12 protein-coding genes are annotated in these 18,151 nt (G+C 64.2%); 5 read left to right on the top strand and 7 right to left on the bottom strand.

What is annotated here, in order from left to right:
- Positions 1–8: 8 nt before the first annotated feature.
- The gene (locus ACWHXT_RS12260) at positions 9–1,001 is read right to left on the bottom strand and encodes a GlxA family transcriptional regulator (RefSeq protein ID WP_447956041.1); all 993 of its coding nucleotides are present in this window, start codon (positions 999–1,001) and stop codon (positions 9–11) included.
- A gap of 222 nt (positions 1,002–1,223) precedes the next feature.
- Here ACWHXT_RS12260 and ACWHXT_RS12255 point away from each other — a divergent pair, with 222 nt between their 5' ends.
- Entirely contained in the window at positions 1,224–2,528 is a 1,305-nt protein-coding gene (locus ACWHXT_RS12255; protein WP_447956040.1) for a DUF2252 family protein, read from the top strand.
- 84 nt (positions 2,529–2,612) lie between these two features.
- Here ACWHXT_RS12255 and ACWHXT_RS12250 read toward each other — a convergent pair whose 3' ends face one another.
- Positions 2,613–3,674, bottom strand: a complete 1,062-nt coding sequence (locus ACWHXT_RS12250; protein ID WP_447926582.1) for an SPFH domain-containing protein — start codon at positions 3,672–3,674, stop codon at positions 2,613–2,615.
- Positions 3,675–3,676: 2 nt separating this feature from the next.
- Positions 3,677–4,171, bottom strand: a complete 495-nt coding sequence (locus ACWHXT_RS12245; RefSeq protein ID WP_447956039.1) for an NfeD family protein — start codon at positions 4,169–4,171, stop codon at positions 3,677–3,679.
- A gap of 146 nt (positions 4,172–4,317) precedes the next feature.
- Between ACWHXT_RS12245 and ACWHXT_RS12240 the strand changes: the two genes are divergently transcribed.
- Positions 4,318–5,037: a trimeric intracellular cation channel family protein gene (locus ACWHXT_RS12240; protein WP_447956038.1), complete on the top strand. Its 720-nt coding sequence runs from the start codon at positions 4,318–4,320 to the stop codon at positions 5,035–5,037.
- 7 nt (positions 5,038–5,044) lie between these two features.
- On the opposite strand, the gene ACWHXT_RS12235 is transcribed toward ACWHXT_RS12240, so the two are convergent.
- Complete coding sequence (locus ACWHXT_RS12235; RefSeq protein WP_447956037.1) at positions 5,045–7,864, bottom strand: hypothetical protein; 2,820 nt, start codon at positions 7,862–7,864, stop codon at positions 5,045–5,047.
- 209 nt (positions 7,865–8,073) lie between these two features.
- Between ACWHXT_RS12235 and ACWHXT_RS12230 the strand changes: the two genes are divergently transcribed.
- On the top strand, positions 8,074–8,781 hold the full coding sequence (locus ACWHXT_RS12230; RefSeq protein ID WP_447926578.1) for a DUF3581 family protein: 708 nt from the start codon (positions 8,074–8,076) through the stop codon (positions 8,779–8,781).
- 20 nt (positions 8,782–8,801) lie between these two features.
- Here ACWHXT_RS12230 and ACWHXT_RS12225 read toward each other — a convergent pair whose 3' ends face one another.
- The 3 genes from ACWHXT_RS12225 to ACWHXT_RS12215 are packed head-to-tail and all read right to left on the bottom strand — an operon-like array spanning position 8,802 to position 15,295.
- Positions 8,802–9,665, bottom strand: coding sequence for a transglutaminase family protein (locus ACWHXT_RS12225; RefSeq protein ID WP_447926577.1), 864 nt, complete (start codon positions 9,663–9,665; stop codon positions 8,802–8,804).
- Positions 9,662–12,052: a circularly permuted type 2 ATP-grasp protein gene (locus tag ACWHXT_RS12220; protein ID WP_447956036.1), complete on the bottom strand. Its 2,391-nt coding sequence runs from the start codon at positions 12,050–12,052 to the stop codon at positions 9,662–9,664. The genes ACWHXT_RS12225 and ACWHXT_RS12220 overlap by 4 nt, the downstream gene beginning before the upstream one ends.
- 33 nt (positions 12,053–12,085) lie before the next feature.
- Complete coding sequence (locus ACWHXT_RS12215) at positions 12,086–15,295, bottom strand: transglutaminase family protein (protein ID WP_447956035.1); 3,210 nt, start codon at positions 15,293–15,295, stop codon at positions 12,086–12,088.
- 257 nt (positions 15,296–15,552) lie between these two features.
- Here ACWHXT_RS12215 and ACWHXT_RS12210 point away from each other — a divergent pair, with 257 nt between their 5' ends.
- Entirely contained in the window at positions 15,553–17,061 is a 1,509-nt protein-coding gene (locus tag ACWHXT_RS12210) for a circularly permuted type 2 ATP-grasp protein (RefSeq protein ID WP_447956034.1), read from the top strand.
- Complete coding sequence (locus tag ACWHXT_RS12205; RefSeq protein WP_447956033.1) at positions 17,042–18,043, top strand: alpha-E domain-containing protein; 1,002 nt, start codon at positions 17,042–17,044, stop codon at positions 18,041–18,043. The genes ACWHXT_RS12210 and ACWHXT_RS12205 overlap by 20 nt, the downstream gene beginning before the upstream one ends.
- Positions 18,044–18,151: the final 108 nt, after the last annotated feature.

Below are 18,151 nucleotides of genomic sequence, written 5' to 3'. Positions count from 1 at the left end.
TTGAACATTCAGGGCGCCAACGGGGCCACTTGGGGGTGGGCCTCGCGGCGCACGGCGCGCGGCGAGCAGCCAAAGCGCTGACGAAACGCGCGGGAGAAGCTCGAGGCGGATGTGAAACCACAGGCCAGGGCGATATCGATGACGCTGCGCCGGGTTTCGCGCAGTAGCTGATGGGCGCGCGCCAGGCGCAGCGTCAGGTAGAACTGGCGCGGACTTTGGCCCAGTTCCTGCTCGAAAAGCCGCTGCAGCTGGCGCCAGGAAATAGAGGCCTGGGCGGCGATCTCGGCCACGCTCAGCGGGTGCTCGAGATTCGCCTCCATCAGCGCCACCGCTTTCAAAAGCGCCGGATTACCGGAGCCCAGCCGCTGGGGAAGCGCGAAACGCTGGCGTTTTTCCGGGGCGCGGATCTGGGCGTGAATCAGCTGCTCGGAAACCTGCTGGGCGAGCACTTCGCCGTGACGCCGGGCGATCAGATCCAGCGACATGTCCATCGGCGCGGTGCCGCCGGCGCAGGAAAACCCCTTGGGGTGCACTTCGAACAGCGACTCCACGGCCTCGAGGTGCGGGTAGGTTTCGCGAAAGACCGGCAGGCTCTCCCAGTGCATGGTCACACGGTGCTCGTCGAGCAGGCCCGCGTTTGCCAGCACCACCGCGCCGGTATCCATGCTGCCGAGCGTACAACCGCGAAGCGCTTGGCGATTGAGCCACTGAGTCACACGGTGCGAGATCGCCTTTTCCGGTTCGAAGCTGGCGCAGACCGTCAAACTCGAGATGTCCGGGTCCGGGGTGAGGCTTTCATCGGCCATCAGGGTCATGGCGTTGCTGGCGGTAACGGGCTCGCCGGAGGCGCTGAATACCCGCCATTGGAAAAGCTCCCGCTGACCGATGCGGTTGGCAATGCGAAGCGGTTCCACCGCGGAGAAGAAGCCCATCATCGAAAAGTGCGGCAACAGCAAAAAGCCAAGGCGCTCGGGAAACGGGCCGGGGTAGTCGAGTCGCATATCGCCAGGCTCCTTCGGGGTGGCGCGAACGTGGTCAGGGTCGGCATCGCGTTGAAAGCCCCAGCATAGAGGCCTTTTCGGCGCACTGCCATGTGGGCGGCGGCGGATACGGGCACAGGCAGACACGACGGTGTCTTATTGCTTTCATGAAACCCGGCTATGCTTGAGGGCTTGCATTCGTCAACAAGACCATCGACAACGTTCACCCAACAAGGCAGTGCCATGAGCCAACGGCTAGCCGGGCGCAATCGCCCTCAACAGGTCATCGGAGCGCTTTATGGCGCCAATGAAGCGCTTTCCAGCGCCCAGCGTCAGACCCAATTCGCCAAAATGGCGGCGTCGCCAGCGCGGTTTTTTGACGCCGCGGACGTCCTTTACTGGCAGGACGTGTGGAGCGACTGGCGCTTTACGCTATTCGGCGGCTGGCCGGCAACGCAAACTTGGCTGCACGGCGACGCTCAGCTTTGCCGCTTTGCTGCATCGGCCTACCCTGGCGAGCCTGTCCGGTTTGGGCTACAGGGTGTGGACCACGCCCTGATCGGCGACTACCAGTTCGATCTTTGGCGCCTGGCCACGAGCCTGGTGCTGGAAGCGCGGGAAAACGCCGGGCTCTCCGCCAAGGCCGTCGACCAGGCCTTGAATGAGCTCGCCACGGGCTATCTCGAAGCCTTGAGCGCGCACCGCGAGGGCAAACCCCTCAAGGCGGGCGGGTTGAAAAGCGCCAAGGGCCCGCTCAAGGATTTTCTCGGCAAGGTGGCGGACAAGCAGCACCCCCAGCGCTCGCTGGAGAAATGGACCGAGCTTACGGATACCAAAGGGCGCCAGTTCGCTGCGCGGCCGGGCAAGCTTGCCAACCTGCCGGCGGACGTGGCCAGCAAGCTCAAGCGCATCATCGAAAACGAGTACCAACAAACCCTGCAAGCCAGCGCCAAGGAGGGGGATGCGAACCACTTCCGGGTAAAGGATACCGCCCGGCGGCTAAACGCCTCGGGACTCGAGCACTACTACGTGCTGCTGGAGGGCGGAGGCGATGGTCAGCACGACGATGTGCTGATCGAGGTCAGGGAGCAGCGCCCGCCCCAGGCGTATCACCTGCTGGGCAAGGCCGACCAGCAGGGCTGGCGAAAGCTCTTCCCCAACGAGGGGCTGCGCCACGCCGCCGCCTTTCACGCCCTGGCCGCTCACGACGATGCGTATTTGGGCTGGCTGACGCTGAACGATCGGGTGTTTGGTGTGCGCCGCATGCCCGGCTTTGCCAAACGCCTACCTGCCAAGAAGCTCAAGGGAGCCAAGGCGTATCGCAAGTTTGCGCGCCAATGGGGCGAAATTCTCGCCGGTTTGCACGTGCAGGGGGCCAAAGCGCTGGCGCGAGGGGAGGAAGGCTTCGCCGATGCGGTGTGTCAGCGTATCGAAGGGCGCGAGGCCGCGTTCATCGACAGCGTGTCGCGCTTTGCCAAAGGGTACGCCGACTGCGTCGAGCAGGATTACCGGCTATTTATCGAACACTTCATGACAAGCGCGAGCTGACCCTCACAGCCGGCATAAAAAAGCCGAGCATTGAGGCTCGGCTTTTCGACAAGGCGCTTTTAGTAGAACCTGCGCCCGGGCGCTTTACTGGCCGGCGGCGCCACCCACCACGCCGCTTTGAAACGCACTTTGGCGCTCGGCTCGGGTGAAATCGCTGTTTCGCAGGTGGCTTTTCACGGTGTCTTCCGGGGAGCCCGCCATTTCGCGGAACATGCCCATCGAACCCAAAAGCGCCGAGGATTCGTAGGGCACGAACACGCGCTCGCCGTCCTTGGCCATGTTGGGCAGCACCTTGATGTAGCTCTGGCCCAGCAGATACCCCACCACGGTACGCTTGTCGTCTTCACTTTCGCCGATGGCGTTGAGCACCAGCTTGATCGACTCCTGCTCGCCCTGGGCGCGCAGAATCGCCGACTGCTTGTCGCCTTCGGCGTTGAGGATAGCGGACTCGCGCTGGCCCTGGGCCATGGCGATCGCCGCGGACTTCTCGCCCTCGGCCTCGGTCACCGTGGCCCGGCGCTTACGCTCGGCGGCCATTTGCAAGCGCATGGCGGTTTCGACCTCGTCGGGCATGGCGATATCCTGCACCTCGACCCGCGAGATCTTTACGCCCCACTTGGAAGCGGGCTCTTCCATCGCCGCCTGGATTTCGTTGTTCACCTCGGCGCGGGACTCGAACAGCTTGTCGAGCTCCATCTTGCCGACCACCGAGCGCAGCGTCGTCTTGGCGAGTACCTCGACGGCCTGGCTCATGTTCGCCACCTCGTACACCGCCCGCTTGGGGTCGATGATCTGGAAGTAGAGCGCGCCGTTGATGCGCACCGTGACGTTGTCGGTGGTCACCACCGGCTGGCCCGGAAAGTCCATGACCGTTTCGCGGCGGTCGATACGCGTCTCGTCGGTGGTGATCGCCTGGTACTCTTCACCGAGCTTGCGATAGCGCAGCATGGTGATCGCGCGGGGCTGTTCGATGAACGGGATGATGATGTTGATCCCGCTTTCCAGCACGCGGTTGAACGAGCCAAGGCGCTCGACCACCATGACTTCGGACTGGCGAACGATCACCAGGCCTTTGGCGATGATCGTGATACCGATCACAACGATGATGAGGCTTATGATCAAGCCTGGGCTGATAGGTAGATCCATGGTCAGGGTTCCTCGTGGTTGGCATTATCCGGGGGGCAGGAAGGTTCGGGTGGGGGGGTAAGCACGACAAGGGCGGTGGTGCCTTCGAAGCGTTTGAAGATCACCGGTGACCCCGCGGGAAGTTCGGTTTCGCCGCTTTCGAGCACGCGCAGGCGGTAGAAGTCGCCGTTGACCTTGATGCCCGTCGCGTTATCGTAATCGCGCTTTAACGTGGTGTAGCGGTTGCCTTTTTCTACGCCGGTGCCGGTCGTGCCGTAAGCCACGCCCCGGGGTGAAAAGCGCGGGCGTATGACCATCACGCCCAAAGGCACCAGCAGGCCGGCAAATATGCCCATGCTAACGAGCTGCCAGGGAAAGTTAAGGCCCAACAGGGTGACCATCGCCGTCAACGCGGCGGCCACGCCCAGCGCCAGCAGCAGCATCGCGCCGGAGGTAAGCTCGGCCAGGCTAAGCAGCAGGGCCAGCACCAGCCAGCCGTAGGCGGGGTTCCACTCCATAGACGTTCCTCCTTCGTTAAGGCGCCGTTTCAAACCGTCAGCCAATGGCGCTCGCGCGTAGGTAAAAATGCGCGTTAATGCTAGCTTACCGCAATAAAAGCCGCCGTGCGCCCTGTTTGGGTGCGCGCAATCACGAGGAGAGTCACGTGTCGGGAGTGGTGTATTGGCTTGATATGGCCGGGGTTATCGTCTTTGCGCTGTCCGGGGTCGTGCTGGCCTGTCGTTCGCGAATGGACCCGTTCGGTATGCTGGTGCTGGCGGCGGTGACCGGCATCGGCGGGGGCACGCTGCGCGATCTGGTGCTCGGCGTTCACCCGGTTTTCTGGGTGAGCGACCCGACCTATCTGTGGGTCATCCTGGCGACCGTCGGCGTATCGCTTTTGGGCTTTCACTACATGCATCGTCTTTCGCGGCGTTTTCTGCCCGTCGCGGACGCCTTCGGCTTGGCACTTTTCGTGGTGATCGGCACGCACAAGGCGCTTTTTTTGGGGTTTTCGGGCGTGGTGGCGGTGGTCATGGGCATCATGACCGGCGTGGCCGGGGGTATGCTGCGCGACCTGCTCGCCCAGCGCGTGCCGATGGTGCTGCGCGAGGAAATCTACGCCACCGCCGCTATGGCCGGCGCCATCGTCTATGCGGGGCTCTACACCCTGGCCGCGCCGCTTTCTATCACCATCGCCGCCTCGTTGGCGGTCACGTTGGGCCTTCGCCTGGCCGCCATTCGCTGGCACCTGGCGCTGCCGCAGTTTGCCTGGGTCAACGTGGCACCCAAAGCCGATGACAGCGGCGCGCCCCTGTCGACCCCGCAAAAGGCCCGGGAGCGAGTACGCATGATTCGCCGGGAGCGCCCTGAGCGCAAGCGCTAACCCACTGTCACGGGCGTGGGTAGCGGCTGGCCTGGCGCCAGCGGTCGAACCAGCGCCTGGGCTGCAAAAGGCGCAGGCTGGGTTCGCTTTCCACCAGCTCGACGCCCAGGCCAAGCGCGCCCAGGCGAACATAGAGGCCGCCGTTGACGCTTTTTTGCTCGAGGGTGATATCCGAAAGCAGCAGCAGCGGCCCGCCGCGCAGGGTGATCCCGTGAAGCGCGATACGCTGGCCGCTCATCTCAAGCTGCGCCTCGCCTTCGATGCCGCGCACGTCGAGCAGCCGGCCCAACCAGTCGTTTTGTCGCGCGCGGGTCAAAAAGAGCCGCGCCAACAGGCCGGAGTCGCGCATTGAGAGACGCAGCGAACTCTCCAAATGAATGGGCTCGCCCCAGGTGAGCGCGGCATCGGTCATCGCCAGGCGCACCCACCAGCCGGCGTCCTGGGCGCCTTGCTCGCTGAGCCGGAACACGTTTTCGAGCTTGACGTAGGAGTCGCTTGCGCGAAAACGCCGGCTTTGCCAGTCGCCTTCGCCGAGCGCCAGGTGAAGCTCGATGTCGCCGCGCAGGCGCTGCTCGAGAAGGGCAAGCTCGGTCCCGAAGGCGCGCAGCGTAATCTCGCCTTCGGCCTGGTAGCCGGTCAGGCGCCACTCGCTTTCAAGGCTTGCCTGGCCGCCCAGCAGCGCAAAACCGTCGGTGTCCGGCAGGTAGTCGCTGTAGCGGGTGATGTCCGGCACCTCGACCACCGGCAGCGCAATGCGCGTCGTGAAGTGTTCCGGGGACGGTGACTGCCGGGCCTGGCGAAAGTGTGCGGTTTGGGTGGTCAGCGCTAGATGGCGCCCGGCGAGTGCGGCGCGGTCGTCGCCTTCGCGCAGCAGCGTGAATTGGGGAATACCCAGCGTCAGCGAGGCGTCGTCGGCGCTGGTGATCTCGGCGGTCAGCTCGCCGCGGCCGGCGGCCACGTAGTCCAGAAAGTGCGCTTCTAAAGCGTTGGCATTGACGCGCAGCCGAGTGGGGGCGAGCAGCTCAGCACCACGAAACGCGCCGTCCAGAAAGAGCTCGCCGCGCCCGGCCAGCGCCAGGCCGTGGCCCTCGGGCAAAAAGGCGTTCAAAAAGCCGAGCTGCTGAACACCGCCTTGCAGGTTGAACTGCCCCGCGGTAACGCCGCCCTGGCGCTGAAAACGCCCTTGGCGAAGCCGCAGCGCGCTCTCCAGGCGCTCCCCCGGGGCGTCGGCGCTTTCCACCTGCCAGCGAAGCGAGGAGCCGCTCAAATCGAAGGTTTCACCGTCGAGCGAGGCGCTGGCAATCGTGAGCGCAAGCTCGGCGTCGCTTGTCAGCGTGCGCGGTTGGTTGTCATCGGCCAGGCGGGTGACCCAGCGTTCGCCGGCAAGCGTGACTTCGCCGCTCAACAGGGCGTTGTCGATCGAGAGCGCCCCCTGGCTGCGGGCCTGGCCGCTGACGAGGACGAGCGCCCCGGGCGCTGGCAGCGCGGCGTCAAGGTAGGGGGTGAGCGCGGCGATGCTTGGCAGGCGCGCGTTTTGCCACGCCAGGTTGGCGCTAACGTGCTCCAGCCCCACGTCGTCCAGCGGGCTTTCAAGGTCCAGCGCTATCTCGGCATCCGCCAGCAGGGTGCGCTCGTGATGGGTCAGGGTGGCCTTATCGAGGGCGAGTCGCGCTTTTAGCGGCGCATTGGGCAGACGCTCGGCGGTAAGGACGCCGTCGCCCCGGGCCTGAAACGCCTGGTAGGCGGCGCTTAGCGCCTGGGCCTCGATGCGGATCTCGCCCCGGTAAAGCGCAGCGTCCTGCACCTCTGCGTAGGCGCGCAGCCGCCCCTGGCCGGTGAAGGCCAGCGGCGCCGGGGCGGCGGCGCTGGCGTAGCGGTCGAGCATGTCCAGGCGCGTAACGCGGCCGTCGAGTTCGAGTGTGGCGCCGCTGGGGGGCGCGAGCCGGTCGATGCGCCGATTGGGTATCGAGGTCGCCACGCTTAGCGCGGTATCGGTGGCGTAAGGGGCGCTGTCGGCCAGCACGACGTCCTCGAGTGTGGCCAAAAAGTGAAGCGCGCTATCGTCCACTCCCAGGCGTACCTGGCCGTTTCCCGTGGCGCTTTGCATGGCCTCACTTTGCGACTGGGCTACATCGAGCAGTGGCCCGGTATCCACGCTAAAGCGAAGCGCTGGCGCGCTCAGAACCAGCTCGCTTTGCTCGGTGAGCACGCCGCCCTCGAGGCCAAGCGAGGCCTCGAGCGCGCCGCTGCCGGAAAGCCCAAGCCAGGGAAGCGCCTCGAGGTAGGGCATGAAGACATCCCAGGCATCGGCGCTGGCCGAGGCGTCCAGCCGCGCTGAAAGTGCCTCGAGCAGGGCGGAGGTGAGGGTTTGCGGCTTATCAAGGCGCGTGACAACGGGCGCCAACGTGGCCCGGGCATTCAGTTGGATGTCGCGGGCGAGTATTGCGCCATCGCTTGGGCGCAAAAGGCGGCCTTGCGTGACGGCTAGCATGAGGTCACTGGCTGCCAGCGTGTCGCCGCTTAGCTCGCTGTCTCGCAGGTGGAGCTCGCCTTCGGCTTCCAGGGCGATATCGCCTACCTGAAAGCGGCGTATGCCCTCGGCGTCCAGGGCGTGAATGTGCAGCGCACCGCGTAATAGCGCCAGCAAAGAGAGCGAAAGGGTAGCGCGTTCGGCCTCGAGGCTAACGGGAAGCGCTTCGTCCTGGCGGGTCAGGGTGAGGTTTTCGACCTCCCACTGGCCCGGGTGGGGGCTCGTTGCGCGCTGCCAATGAATGTCGACGCCGTCGAGGTTCGAGAGCTTACCGGCCATCCATTGGCTGTTGAGCACCAGGGTCGTGGCAAGCCACCAGGTAACAGAAAGTACGAAGGCGCTGATTAGGACTATAATCAGTGCCAGTAGCCATCGCGGGTAAGGAGCGGTTTTGCGGGACGATCGGCTTTTGATAATGGCTCCTTTCGGCGCATGTTTTATGGCATTATGCGCGACAAGGGACTGAGATGGGTTTTCGATTTCAACGCTAGGCAGGCAGCAAAGCCATGTTCAAGGATTTTTACACGCAGCGCGGGGACTATGTGGTGATCTCCGCCGAGCAGGCCAGCCGTTTCGCCAAAGGCGTCGCCGGCGATTACAACCCTATCCATAATCCGGATGCGCGGCGTTTCTGCGTGCCCGGTGACCTGCTATTCACACTCGTTTTAGCCAGGTTTGGATTATCGCGCCACATGGAATTTCGCTTCACCAACATGGTCGCGGCACAGACACCGCTGAAGTTTTGCGAAGCCGACGACGGCCAGATCCGCGTATGCGACGACACGGGCAAGTGCTACCTGCATGTTACCCGCCAGGGCGATGTCACCTTCGAGCCGGACGTGGTCGAAGGCTTCGCGCGCTGCTACGTGGCGTTTTCGGGAAAGAACTTCCCGCACTACTTGAAGCCGCTGATGGAAGAGCATGGCGTCATGTTCAATCCTAAACGCCCGCTGGTGATCTACGACAGCATGGGCTTCTCGCTGGCGCGTCTGGACGGTTTTACGCCCAACCTGGCGCTGACCGACTCGTCGCTTTGCGTTCAGGGCAAGCGCGCCGAAGCGCTATTGGAGTTTGCCATCGAGTCCCAGGGGGAGTCGGTCGGGGTCGGATCCAAAAAGCTCGTGGTCAGCGGGCTTTGTGACTACGACGACGACCAGATGTCGGCCATCGTCGACGAGTTCTACCGGCTGAAAGCGGCCTACGAGGCCGCCTGAGCCGCCTGGTGGGCGGGTGTCTAGCCTAGCGGCAGCACGTCCACCTCGACCTCTACGTGGTGGCCGCCGCCGCCATTCATCACCCCCTTCAGCGGGGCGACATCGAAATAATCGCGCCCCCAACCCACCACCGGGTGGCGCTCACCGGCAAGCGTCCCGTTGGTCGGGTCCAATGCAAGCCAGCCCCACTGGGGAACCCAGAGCGCAAGCCAGGCGTGGGAGGCATCCGCGCCCACCAGCCGGGGCTGGCCCGGTGGCGGCTCGGTCTCCAGGTAGCCGCTCACGTAACGCGCAGCCAGCCCGATCGAGCGCAGCGCACCGATCATCAAATGGGCAAAGTCCTGACACACCCCGCGGCGGTTGGCCAATACCTCGTTGATCGGCGTGGCTAGTGTCGTGAAGCTGGGGTCGTACTCGAAGTGTTCATACACGTAGCCATTGAGCGCTATGGCCGCGTCGATGAGCCCGCGACCGGGGGTAAAGCACTGCCGAGCGAAGTCGCCAAGCTCTTGACTTCGCCGCACGAAGGGCGAGTCCAGTCGGTAAAGTTCGGTCTCGAAGCGCGGGGTGGTCTTTAAAAGTTCGGCGGTGTGCTCCCAGCTTGTCGAGGCCGCGGGCAACGCGCCCATTGCCCGCGTGTTGATCGGCGTGGTCACCGTCACATCGAGGGTTTGATGAAGCGCTTCTACCGCGAAATAGAGCACCCGGTTACCGAAGACGTCGCGGCGTTCGGCCTGGTGGTGGGGCGTGGGCGTAATGGCAAGCGTCGAGGCTCCGCACTGCTGGTGGGGCGTTTTGCGCGGCAGCATCCGTGCTTCGCTATGGCATAGCGTGACCGGCGCGCTGTAGTGATAGCGCGTGGTGTGGCGCAGGGCGTACTTCATTCGTCGCGCTCCATGTTGACCAGCTGGCGGGCGCGCTCCACGTGACTGAAGTGGCTATGGCTGATCGCATCGGAGAGGGCGTTGAGCGGCGTTAGCAGCTCGTCGAGCAACTGTCCGAGCGCCTGCTGCGCCTCCGGGGTGTCGCTTAGGTGGCTGAGCCGGTCGATGTCGGCCAGGTGAAGGGCAGCGTTGGCCTGGATCAGCAGGCGGCGCTCGGCGTTACGGTAAGGGCTGGCGCTACCCGGCAGGCGCTCGACCTGCTTATTGAGCCGCTTGAGCATGAAGCCCACCGAGCGGGGGTTGGTCTCATCGAACAGCAAAAGGTCGATGATGGCCGCCGGGTGAAGCTCGCTGCGGTAGCGCCGCCGGTAGGCGGTGAAGTTGTCGGTGGTGGCCAGCACCACTTCCCACATCGCCAGGCGGCGCTCCGGCAAGGCATTCACGGTGAGCTTCAAAAGCTCTAAAAGCCCCAGCGCGCGGTCCAAAAAGCGGCCAATGTCTAAAAATCGCCAGCCGTAGTGGTGGGGCATGGTTTCGTTGCAAAGCCCGAAAAAAGCCGCCAGTTGGGCAAAGACGCTTTCGCAGGCGCGCCGCGCGCCGCGGGTATCCAGGCTTGGATGCAGCGTATCGAGCTGATGGCGAAGCTGGTGAATAACGCGCCAGGAGTCGTCGCCCAGGTGGTCGCGCACGCTTTGCGCGTTGTGCAAAAGCTGCGAGAAAAGCGGCTGCAGCGCGCGGTGATCACTGCTGTCGAACTGGACCAGCAGCGCCGTCTGCTTGGCCAAAAAGCCGGCGGGCCGGTTAGACGCGCCCTGTGCTTCCGGCTTGTCGCAAAGGTCGAGCGCTTGCAAAAGCTCGTCCAGGACCTGGTCGGCAATGGCGTCCTGGTCGTACTCCATGAGCCGCAACAGCGCCTCGCGCAAAAGCCGCGCGCGGCTATCCAGGCGTTCGCCGTAGCGGCCCAGCCAGTAAAGGCTTTCCGCCACGCGGCTGGGCAGGTCTTCGTTGTCGCGGGTGACCACGATCGGCCCGCGGGCCTGCTTGAGCTGGCTTACGTGGGGCTGGGCGCTGGCCGCGGTCACCCATACATCCTTCACCACCGGGCTTTCGAGCGACGGCGCGCCCGGCGCGCCCTGCCAGCAAAGCCCGCCGGGCATGACCCGGTACTCCTCGCGGGGGGCGCCGGGGGCCGTCGCACCTCTGGGCGTGCGGGCCACGAAGCAGCGCAGGTTGAACGTGGCCGGGCCGAGGGTTTTGAGCTTTTCATCGAATACCGGCAGCGTTGCCGAGGCGGTCTGCGCATCGGCGGCGGCCAGCAATAGTGGCTCCCCCAGAAGGTGCTCGCAAAGCGCCGGCAGGTAATCGGCCAGCGCGCTGCTTTCGAGTACCCCAACGCCGAGGGCGTTTGAAACCGCCACCCCTTGGGTGCGCGCGGTTTGTAAAAGCCCGGGTACGCCGATACCGGAGGCGTCGTCGAGCTCCAGCGGGTCGCACTCGGCGTCGCGGCAGTAGCGCAGCACCACATCGACAGGCTTTAGCCCGCCCAGGGTACGTAGCCAGAGCTGGCCATCCCGTACCACCAGGTCCTGGCCCTTGACCAGCGCGATGTTGAGGTAGTTGGCAAGGTAGGCGTGCTCGAAGTAGCGCGGGCTTTGCGGCCCCGGCGTCAGCAGTACCACGGTGGGGTTATCGCGATGCTGGTAGGCCAGCACGGTGAGCGTTCGGTGATGGGCATCCAGAAAGCTCGCCAGGCGTTTTAACGGTGCGTTGCGATACATCTGCGGCAGCGCCCGGCCCATCAAAATACGGTTTTCCAGCGCGAAGCCGGTGCCCGAAGGCGTTTGCAGGCGGTCACTCACCGCCCGCCAGTGGCCTTCGCTGTCCAGAATGACGTTGACGCCGTGATAGTCGATCGGCGCCCGCCCGCCGGGCTGAGCGCCGTGGCAGGGCAGCAGGTAATCCGGTGAAGCCAGCAGTGCCTGAATCGGTAACAGCCCAGCGTCGAACAAGCGCCGCGCGCCGTAAATATCGTTGTAGATCGCGTTGAACAGACGGCTTCGCTGAACGAGCCCTGCCTCGAGCGCCTGCCACTGGGCCTGGTCGATCACCCAGGGCAGCGGGTCGAGCCGCCAGGCACGGCGCTGACCCTCGTCGTGCATATTGAAGATTACGCCGTTTTCGGCCAGCAGCGCCTGGATATCCTCCTGCTGGCGGTAGCGGCCCTGCTCACCAAGCGCGTCGAGGCAATCGAGCAGTTCCTGCCAGCCGGGGCGCAGCTGGCCCTTTTGATCCAGCATGGCGTCAAAAACTGCGGGCACTGTATTGCCTGGCTGTTCAAGATATCCCTCGACCAGCCCGGCGGGCGAGGATGTAACAGAGGCCGTCATACAAAGGTTCCTAAAAGGGGGAATAGTAACCCGTTACTGGGGAGCCCGGCGTAAATCCAGCGTCAACGGAAACTCCATGCTGGGCATCTCCATCGCGGGCATTTGAAAGCCTTGCCGATGACCGCTTGCGCTAAACCGGCCGAGCCGGCGCGCTTCGGCTTCGAAAGCGTTGACCGGAAAGGTCTCGAAATTGCGCCCGGTAGGGCGCGCCACGTAGTAGGTGCAGCCCGCGACCGAGCGCTCGTTCCAGGTGTCGATCACGTCGAATATCAGCGGCGCCTGGGCGGGGGTATGCGGCTGCCAGGCACGGTAGCGCACGCCGGCGACCGCTTCGCCGCTGCGTCCGGTGGCTTTCAGCGGCAGGCGACGGCCGTTGCAGGTCACGATATAGCGCTCGCCACTCATGCCGCTTACCCGGACCTCCAGGCGCTCGACCGGAGAGCCTGCGTAGCGCGCGGTAGCGTCGGCGAAGGCTTCGTCGCGCGGCACGTGCCAGGGCTCGATCGCCTGGCGCAGCTCGATATCCAGCGCCGCCGTATGCAGGCGGCCGTGCACCGGAAAGCGGAATTCGCGGAAGGGTTCGAACCATTCGAGCTTGAAGTCGAAACCGTGGCGGCGAAGGTCGTCCAGCACATCGTTCAGGTCTTCCCACAGGTAGTGGGGCAGAGCCCAGCGGTCCTGTAGCGCGCTTCCCCAGCGCACCGGTTTGGCGCGGTAAGGTGCTTTCCAGAACCTGGCCACCAGCGCGCGGATCAACAGCATCTGCATCAGGGCCATACGCGCGTGGGGCGCCATTTCGAAGCCGCGAAGCTTTAAAAGCCCTTGCGGTTTGCTATCGCTATCCAACGGGTAAAGCTGGTCGATGCAGAGCTCGGCGCGTTGGGGGTTGCCGGTCGAGTCGGTCAACAGATGGCGCAGCAGGCCCTCGGCACGCCAGGGTTCTGCCGCGTCGTCCTGGGGGATCTGTTGAAGGGCGATTTCCAGCTCGTAAAGCGCTTCGAAGCGCGCCTCATCCACCCGCGGGGCCTGGCTTTCCGGGCCGGTAAAAAGCCCGGAGAATAGATACGAAAGACTCGGGTGGTGCTGCCAAAACGTGACCAGGCTTGCCAGCAGTTGCGGGCGGCGTAAAAACGGCGAATCCTCTGGGGTGAGGCCGCCAAGGGTTACGTGATAGCCGCTGCCCGTGCCGGTGTGGCGGCCGTCGAGCATGAACTTTTCGGTGCCCAGTCGCGCCTGGCGGGCCTGCTCGTAAAGCCCCTCGGTTTGCGCCACCAACGTTTGCCAGCTAACCGCGGGCGGAACGTCGACCTCGATCACGCCGGGCTCCGGGGTGAGCAAAAAGCGTTCAAGGCGCGGGTCGTCAGGCGGGGCGTAGCCTTCGATCACCACCGGGCAGCCAATCTCCCGGGCACACTCTTCGATGCTTTCGAGCAACGCCAAAAAGTGCTCCAAATGGGTCAGCGGCGGTAAAAAGATGCACAGGCGCCCGTCGCGCGCCTCGATGCAAAGGCTCGTATGCACCAGGCTTTCGTCCCGCGCCTGCCCGGTGCTGGGCTGGCGCTGCATCGATTCGTCTTGCGCCGAGTGCGGGGTCGCGTAAGCAGGGCGCTCGACGGCCCAGGGCTTGGCCGGCTGCGCCAGGCGCAGGCCCATGGGCGAGCCGCCCGGCGCCAGGTAGAGGTGGTCGCGCTCGAGCGGCCAGCGTCCGGTTTCCCAACGGTGGCCTTGGGCAATGGCGTGACGCAGGGGCAGGACATAGCCGACGACCGCCTCCAGCCCACGCTCCAGAAGCCTTGCCAGGCGGTGTCGCTCGGCAGCGTCGGTTGGATCGATTTCGCGCGGGTCGATATCGGCGGGTAACGTTTGCGCTTTCCAACGGTAATAGGCGGCGTCCTCGAAGGCCGGCATCCAGAAGCGCGCCTCGACCCCCAGCTGCTCGGCAAGCGCGTGGGTAAAGCTTTTGGCCAGCAGGTCGTTGGCGTATACCCTGGGCGCGTCTTGCGTTCCAGCCAGCCACTTTGGGTCGCGCCAGAGGGCCACGCCGTCTTTGCGCCAGTAGCAGGCCAGCGCCCAGCGGGGCAACGCCTCGCCGGCGTGCCATTCGCCTTGCTGCTGCAAAACACCACCGCTTGCGAAGGCGCTTTGCAGCCGGTTCAAAAGCGCCTCGGCACGCTCGCGCTTGTGCGTACCCAGGGGCTCGGTGTTCCACTGCGGGCTTTCGACGTCGTCGACCGACACGAAAGTGGCCTCGCCGCCCAGGCTCAGGCGAACGTCCTCGCGGTGGAGGGCGTCATCCACCTGATCACCGAGGGCGAGAATCTGCGCCCACTGAGCCTCGGAATAGGGGCGGGTGACCCGGGCGTCTTCGTGGATACGCTCGACGCTCATCGTGACGTCGAAGCTGACCTCGCATTTTTCCGAGAACCCGGTAATCGCCGCCGCGCTCCCCGTGGTGGGCGTGGCGGCCAGCGGAATATGCCCCTCGCCGGCAAATAGCCCCGAGGTCGGGTCGAGCCCCACCCAGCCCGCACCGGGCAAAAATACCTCGGTCCAGGCGTGCAGGTCGGTAAAGTCGGTCTCAGTGCCGCTCGGGCCGTCCAGCGCCTTGATGTCCGGGGCGAGCTGAATCAGATAGCCGGAGACAAAGCGCGCCGCTAATCCCAGGTGCCGGAAAATTTGCACCAGCAGCCAGGCGCTGTCGCGACATGACCCGCTGCCAAGGGTCAGCGTCTCTTCGCAGCTCTGCACGCCGGGCTCCATGCGCACTCTGTAGCTGATGTCACCCTGTAGGCGCTGGTTGATCGCGACGAGAAAATCCACGCAGGCCGCGGGGGTTTTGTCCACCTGGGCCAGCCACTCGGTGAGTCGCGGGCCCGGGGATTCCACCTCGAGGTAGGGGCTTAGCTCGCGCGCAAGCGCTTGTGGGTAGACGAACGGCAGGGTCTGGGCGATATCGTCGAGAAAAAAGTCGAACGGGTTGATCACCGTCATGGGGACGATGAGTTCGACGGCAATGGTGAGTTCGTTGCGCGGGGTGGGGAAAACGATGCGCGCGTTGAAATTGCCAAACGGGTCCTGCTGCCAATTGACGAAGTGGTCGTTGCCGGAGATATCGAGCGAGTAGGACTCGATATGGGTGCGGCAGTGCGGCGCCGGGCGCAAGCGAACCACGTGGGGCGATAAATGAACGGCCCGGTCGAATCGATAGGTGGTACGGTGGTGCAAGGCAACGCGAATGGTCATGGGCCACCCTTGAGTTGAGCGGGTATCGGTCAAAAGCCTGAAGCGTACCGGCCTGGCAGTGGAACCTGTCGCTGATTAAAGATGGGTGGGAGTCAGTATCCCCTTAGCTTAGGCACTTTGCAGCAGAATTTGCGTTTAATGGAGGGATAGTTGAAGAGCGTTTACAGAACGTTACCCAATAAAGTGTTTTTACCGCGGATGGGCCTAAACTGAATTGATCGGACCCGTGCGTCCGTCGCCGCGCCAGGAGAGCGCCTATGAGCCAAGTGAACTGGAATCAATACGCCTGCCGCGACTACTTTGACGAACTGATCGCCGCCCCGGGCCAACCCCGCGCCTCGGCGCTCGAACTTTGCAACATGCTGGCCGACTTCAGCGCCGCTGAGCTTGCCGAGCGCAAAACCGCCGCCGAAGTCGCCATTCGCACCATGGGCATTACGTTTACGGTTTACTCCGAAGGCGCCATGATCGACCGGGCCTGGCCTTTCGATATCGTACCGCGCATCATCTCGGCCCAGGAGTGGCGTAAAACCGAGGCCGGCCTCAAGCAGCGCGTCAAGGCACTGAATCTTTTTATCGACGATCTTTACCACGACCAGAAAGTGGTCAAGGACGGGGTCCTCCCCGCCGAGGTGCTGGCGCAGTCGGTCAATTTTCGCCCGCAGTGCGTGGGCATCGACCCGCCGCACAAGGTGTGGGCGCATATTTGCGGCTCGGACCTGGTGCGCGGCGCCGACGGTACCCTCTACGTGCTGGAGGACAACCTGCGTATCCCTTCGGGCGTTTCCTACATGCTCGAAAACCGCAACGTCACCAAGCGCGTACTCCCGGAGCTATTCGCCTCCGGCAAGATTTTGCCCGTGGATGACTACGTGGCCCAGCTTTACGACATGCTGGCGGCGATGTCGCCGCGCCCGGGGGACGACCCCCAGGTGGTCGTGCTCACCCCGGGCATCTACAACTCCGCCTACTTCGAACACGCCTATCTTGCCCAGCAAATGGGCGTGGAGCTGGTGCAGGGCAGCGACCTGCTCGTCGACGAACACGACGTGGTTTACATGCGCACGGTCGAAGGGCGCCGCCGGGTGGACGTGATCTACCGTCGGGTCGACGACGAGTTTCTCGACCCGGAGGTCTTCAACCCGGAATCGAAGCTGGGGGTAGCGGGACTGATGCGGGCCTGGCGGGCGGGCAACGTGGCCCTGGCCAACGCCCCGGGTGCGGGCGTTGCCGACGACAAGGTGGTGTACGCCTTCGTGCCCGAGCTGATTCGCTACTACCTGGGGGAAGAGCCGCTGCTGCCCAACGTGCCGAGTTATCTGTGCATGTTCGAAGAAGATCGGGCGTATGTGCTCTCGCATCTGGACGAACTGGTGGTCAAGCCCGCCAACGAATCCGGCGGCTACGGCATGTTGATCGGCCCGCGCTCCACCAAAGAGACCCGCGAGGAGTTCGCCGACCTGATTCGCGCCAACCCGCGTAACTACATGGCCCAGCCGACCATCGCGCTTTCGACCACGCCAACGCTTGCCGGTGGATTGCCGCAGCCGCGCCACGTGGACCTGCGCCCCTTCATACTTTCCGGACCGGACACCTACGTGACCACCGGCGGGCTCACCCGGGTTGCACTGGTGGAAGGGTCGCTGGTGGTGAACTCCTCCCAGGGCGGGGGGAGCAAGGACACCTGGATCGTCGAAGTGGACGAACAGGACGAGGCGAGCGCCGCGCCATCGAAAGGAGAGCGTCATGCTGTCACGGGTCGCTGAGAATCTTTACTGGATGGCGCGCTACATCGAGCGCGCCGAGGACACCGCCAGGCTTTTGAGCGTCAATAGCCACCTGATGCTCGATTTGCCGCACAATCTGCCGCTGGGCTGGGGCCCGCTGATCGAAATGACCGGCACCCTCGAAGATTATCAGGCGCGTTTCGATACTTTCGATGAGAAGAGCGTGGTGCACTTTTTGTGCGCCGATACGCAAAATTCGAGCTCGATTCTTTCCGCGCTTGCCAGCGCCCGCGAGAACCTGCGCACCACCCGCGACGTGGTTCCCCGAGAAATATGGGAAGAGGTGAATCATCTCTATTTGAGCGTGGCGGATCACGCCGAAAACGCGGTAAGCCCGCGTCGGCGCGACACCTTCTTGAAAAACGTGATTCGCAGCTGCCAGACCTTGACCGGGCTGATCGAGGGAACCCTGAGCCACGGACCGGCGCGCACCTTCATCGAGCTTGGTCGCCAGCTCGAGCGGGCCGACATGACCACCCGTATTCTCGATGTGCGCTCGGCGAGTCTTTTGCCGCAAAACCCGGAGGAGCTTTTACCCTTCGAGAACCTGCAGTGGATGAGCGTGTTGAAGTCGCTGACCGCCTACCAGATGTACCGCCAACAGGTGCGCCTGCGGGTGCGCGGCCCCGACGTGCTGCGCTTTTTGCTCCAGGACACGCATCTGCCGCGGGCGATCGCCTGCAGTCTCGAAATACTCGCCCACGAGCTTCAGTGGCTGCCGCGTCAGGACCGCGTGGTCGCGACGGTATCGATGGTGCGCGCAGATGTCGTCGACGCGGATATCCAGACGCTGGCGCACTCGCCCAGCAAGCTACACGCCTTTGTCGACGAGCTGCAGGTCGGCTTCGCCAAAATCCATCAGACGTTGAGCACCACCTATTTCGTGAATAGCGAAGACGTTCCCCGGGTCACCCAGAGCCAGTCGCAAAGTAGCCATAGCGGAGAGCAGGATAGCGACTAGCCCAGGCTTTGACCGGACACCGGCACCGGCGATGAGCGCGTGCCGGTACGAACGCTTGCCGCGCCCCGGCGGCGCCAAAGCTGCCGGGGCACCCCCCCACCCAAACGC

The sequence above is a fragment of the Vreelandella halophytica genome, from assembly GCF_968193635.1.
The sequence above is the reverse complement of the archived record's forward strand: the minus strand, read 5'-3'. Positions and strand labels throughout refer to the sequence as shown.

Coding starts and splice junctions, on each gene's coding strand:
- ACWHXT_RS12210 (WP_447956034.1), top strand. CDS start 15,553: ATGAGCCAAGTGAACTGGAATCAATACGCCTGCCGCGACTACTTTGAC.
- ACWHXT_RS12205 (WP_447956033.1), top strand. CDS start 17,042: ATGCTGTCACGGGTCGCTGAGAATCTTTACTGGATGGCGCGCTACATC.
- ACWHXT_RS12225 (WP_447926577.1), bottom strand. CDS start 9,665: ATGAAGTACGCCCTGCGCCACACCACGCGCTATCACTACAGCGCGCCG.
- ACWHXT_RS12230 (WP_447926578.1), top strand. CDS start 8,074: ATGTTCAAGGATTTTTACACGCAGCGCGGGGACTATGTGGTGATCTCC.
- ACWHXT_RS12220 (WP_447956036.1), bottom strand. CDS start 12,052: ATGACGGCCTCTGTTACATCCTCGCCCGCCGGGCTGGTCGAGGGATAT.
- ACWHXT_RS12255 (WP_447956040.1), top strand. CDS start 1,224: ATGAGCCAACGGCTAGCCGGGCGCAATCGCCCTCAACAGGTCATCGGA.
- ACWHXT_RS12215 (WP_447956035.1), bottom strand. CDS start 15,295: ATGACCATTCGCGTTGCCTTGCACCACCGTACCACCTATCGATTCGAC.
- ACWHXT_RS12245 (WP_447956039.1), bottom strand. CDS start 4,171: ATGGAGTGGAACCCCGCCTACGGCTGGCTGGTGCTGGCCCTGCTGCTT.
- ACWHXT_RS12250 (WP_447926582.1), bottom strand. CDS start 3,674: ATGGATCTACCTATCAGCCCAGGCTTGATCATAAGCCTCATCATCGTT.
- ACWHXT_RS12260 (WP_447956041.1), bottom strand. CDS start 1,001: ATGCGACTCGACTACCCCGGCCCGTTTCCCGAGCGCCTTGGCTTTTTG.